The 3533-nt window shown below is 64.6% G+C and carries 4 protein-coding genes; 3 read left to right on the top strand and 1 reads right to left on the bottom strand.

The annotated features are described in order from the left end of the window. Positions 1 to 328, bottom strand: a 328-nt coding sequence (locus tag WBQ44_RS10185; RefSeq protein ID WP_495566568.1) for a DUF3558 domain-containing protein, incomplete at its 3' end; no start/stop codon positions are given. A 687-nt stretch (positions 329 to 1015) separates the two neighbouring features. On the opposite strand from WBQ44_RS10185, the gene WBQ44_RS10180 reads away from it, so the two are divergent. The 3 genes from WBQ44_RS10180 to WBQ44_RS10170 all read left to right on the top strand — a co-directional run. Beyond that, on the top strand, positions 1016 to 1633 hold the full coding sequence (locus tag WBQ44_RS10180; protein WP_495566567.1) for a trimeric intracellular cation channel family protein: 618 nt from the start codon (positions 1016 to 1018) through the stop codon (positions 1631 to 1633). A gap of 55 nt (positions 1634 to 1688) precedes the next feature. Then, positions 1689 to 2381, top strand: coding sequence for a response regulator transcription factor (locus WBQ44_RS10175; RefSeq protein WP_495566566.1), 693 nt, complete (start codon positions 1689 to 1691; stop codon positions 2379 to 2381). A 47-nt stretch (positions 2382 to 2428) separates the two neighbouring features. Continuing rightward, positions 2429 to 3533: HAMP domain-containing sensor histidine kinase (locus tag WBQ44_RS10170; RefSeq protein ID WP_495566565.1), on the top strand; the 1105-nt coding region annotated here is incomplete at its 3' end.

Genomic DNA, 3533 nt, shown 5'->3' with positions numbered 1-3533 from the left:
GGATAACGGTTCGTTCCGCCAATCTATCTTCGAAAAAGTCGACGTACTGGGCGTTGGCCTTGAAATCCTCGACGGTTGAGCTATTCGAGTAGAGCACTGTAAGAGAATACTGGCCGACACCATCAGGCGACTGCCAGACGCAACGTCGCCAATCCACTACTTCAATTCCCTTGCCCCAGCCGCGCTCACTAATCTCTGGGTTCAATCCCGTTGCGGCGATGGCGTCCGCAGGGATACTGCACGGATCCCAAGCTTCGGCGGGTGTGTCTGCAACCGGAGCGCCCTCGACATTCCCGCCGCATCCGGTTGCGAGAAGTGCTGCACACACGACCGCTACCCATCTTCCCAGCATCGGACCCCCTCGGTCAGTTTGATCGTCAGGTTAGACGCCGCAAACTGCCGAGCGGTTCCACTGCGGCCGCACTGCTGCGTGGGAGTACCGCGCCGATCCGCGCAGGTTGCAGCACGGGCGCAGGTTGCAGCCTGTGCGGTTGGCCGGAAGCTGCGCGAACGGACCGCCGGCGCCCGGAGCGGGAACGGTCGTGCGTACGGAACGTCGCCTGCTCCGCACGATTCGCGCACGTTGCAGCACGGGCGCAGGTTGCACAGTGCGCGGTTGGCTGGAAGCTGCGCGAACAGAGCCCCGGCGCCGGAGCGGGAACGGTCGTGCGTACGGAACGTCGCCTGCGCCGCACTATGTGCACACGGTGGAGGCGGTTGTCTGGAAGCTGCGCGGATGGGGCAGAACGCGGGGGAGTCGGCTGTACAGCGGGAGGGGCGCGGACAGTGGTGTGCGTACAGAACGTCGCCTGCTCCGCCTCATTCGCGCACGTTGCAGCACGGGCGCAGGTTGCACAGTGCGCGGGTAACTGGAAGCTGCGCGAACACACCGCCGGCGTCCGGAGCGGGATCAGTCGTGCGTACGAAACGTCGCCGCCACCGCACTATCTGCACACGGCGCGGTAGAGGCGCGAACAGGGCACCGTCACCCAAACAGCCGTGCGACGCTGTACCAGTGCTGGTGGACGTATTGGGTTTCGTGGGAATTGCGGCGTTCGCGGCGTCGGGTGCGCTGATCGGTGTACGCAAGCGCCTCGACCTGTTCGGCGTGTGCGTGGTCGGCATCACGACCGGTATCGGCGGCGGCATCATTCGCGACTTGTTGCTGGGCATTCATCCGCCGACGTCCCTGGATCAGTGGCCGAATCTTGCGGTTGCTTTGGCTGCGTCGTTGATCGTGTTCGTGGCGCATCCGGTGATCGATCGGGTGTGGCGCGGCGTCCTGCTGTTCGACGCGTTCGGCATGGGTTTGTTCGCATCGACGGGCGCGGCGATTGCGCTTGCCAGTGGTGGCAGTTCGCTGTCCGCCTGCCTCATCGGGGCTACGACGGCTGTGGCGGGCGGCGTCATCCGGGATGTTCTGGTCAACGAGGTGCCGCTGCTGTTGCGACGTGATTTGTATGCGGTGCCGGCGTTGCTCGGCTCGGCGGTGGTCGCCATTGTCGAGGGCTCGGGCTGGCCCAACAACGTCGGGCTCGTGATCGGCACTGTTGCGGCGACGGGCCTGCGAGTGCTGGCGCTGTGGCGTCGGTGGAACCTCCCGATCGCCCGCCGCCTTCCCGTCGACGACTAGCCACGGCGAGGATTCGACCCCTTCTTAGACATATCTCAGTCCGTCAGGACAAACTATGGCAATGCGCATTTTGGTTGTCGACGACGATCGAGCGGTTCGTGACTCGCTCCGGAGGTCGCTCACCTTCAACGGTTACACGGTCGAGCTTGCTGTCGACGGTCTCGATGCACTCGAGAAGGTGGCAGCGTCACGGCCCGATGCGCTTGTGCTCGATGTGATGATGCCCCGGCTCGATGGCCTCGAAGTGTGCCGACGCCTGCGCAGCACGGGCGACGACCTCCCAATTCTTGTGCTCACTGCTCGCGACTCCGTGTCCGAGCGCGTCGCGGGTCTCGATGCGGGTGCCGACGACTATTTGCCGAAGCCGTTCGCACTGGAAGAGTTGCTTGCGCGTCTGCGCGCACTGCTGCGTCGCACCGCGATGGAAGCCGAGGCCGATTCGGAAGCGATGACCTTCGCGGACCTGACGCTCGACCCGGTCACCCGCGAGGTGACGCGCGGAGAACGGTCCATCAGCCTTACTCGCACCGAGTTCTCGCTGATGGAAATGCTCATGATGAATCCGCGCCGCGTGCTGACGCGTAGCCGCATCCTCGAAGAGGTCTGGGGTTACGACTTCCCGACCTCGGGCAATGCCCTCGAGGTGTATGTCGGCTATCTGCGTCGCAAAACGGAGGCGGAAGGTGAGTCCCGTCTGATTCATACGGTGCGCGGCGTCGGCTACGTGCTGCGCGAGACGCCACCGTGATCCTGGATCCACAGGGAAAGAGGTCGGCGGACGCGGATTCGCCGGCCATGCGTCCCCCTATGCCGCTGACCCGAACGGTGTCGCTGCGGTGGCGGGTCACGCTGCTGGCTGCCTCGGTGGTGGCCATCGCGGTGGCCGTAATGGCGATCGCTGCCTATGCGGTTGTCTCACGCGCACTGTATGGGGACGTCGATACGCAGTTGCGCACGCGCGCGGACGCTCTCATCAACAGCAACGTGGTGACGTTCGATCCGCGTTACGTGGCGGGCGCGACGCTGTACAGCACCGACGTATCTGTTGCGTTGATCTTCCCGGATCTGACCAAGTACGTTCCGCCGGGCTCGAAGGTGCCGATTGGCGACGAAGAGGTGCAGGTCGCCCAGGGCGAATCCGATTTGTCGCTCCGGACCGTCAACGGCCAGCGCGTTCTCAGTCAGCGCACGCAGGATGGCAGCACGATCGTTATCGCACAACGACTTTCGCCGACGGGTAAGGTGCTCGACAGGCTCGCCTGGGTGTTGTTGATCGTCGGTGGCTGTGGGGTAATTCTTGCCGCCGGCGCGGGAATGGCGGTGGGGCGTACCGGTCTTCGGCCAATCGCGCGACTCACCGCTGCCGCCGAGCGAGTGGCGCGTACCGATGATCTGACGCCGATTCCGGTGACGGGTGACGACGAATTAGCCCGCCTCACCGAAAGTTTCAACACAATGCTTCGCGCATTGGCCGAGTCCAGAGGGCGGCAGAGTCGGCTTGTCGCCGATGCCGGCCACGAACTACGGACGCCGTTGACGTCGTTGCGTACCAACATGGAACTGCTCATCGCGTCCGGTCGCCCGGGTGCGCCGTCGATTCCCGACGAGGACATGGCCGAGCTTCGTTCCGATGTCGTCGCTCAGATTCAAGAACTGTCCACTCTCGTGGGCGATCTTGTGGACCTTGCGCGCGAGGATGCCCCCGAGACGGTATTCGAACGTGTCGATCTGGCGGAGGCCGTCGAGCGGAGCCTCGAGCGCGCTCGGCGTCGGCGCAACGAGATCGACTTCGATGCGACGCTGATGCCGTGGTTCGTCTACGGCGACCAGGCCGGCCTCTCACGCGCGGTCCTCAACGTGCTCGACAATGCCGCCAAGTGGAGCCCGTCCGGCGGTGAGG

Source organism: Rhodococcus sp. (in: high G+C Gram-positive bacteria), from assembly GCF_049591685.1.
Lineage (GTDB): Bacteria > Actinomycetota > Actinomycetes > Mycobacteriales > Mycobacteriaceae > Rhodococcoides.
This window is presented reverse-complemented; position numbering and strand designations above follow the sequence as displayed.

Coding starts and splice junctions, on each gene's coding strand:
- WBQ44_RS10175 (WP_495566566.1), top strand. CDS start 1,689: ATGGCAATGCGCATTTTGGTTGTCGACGACGATCGAGCGGTTCGTGAC.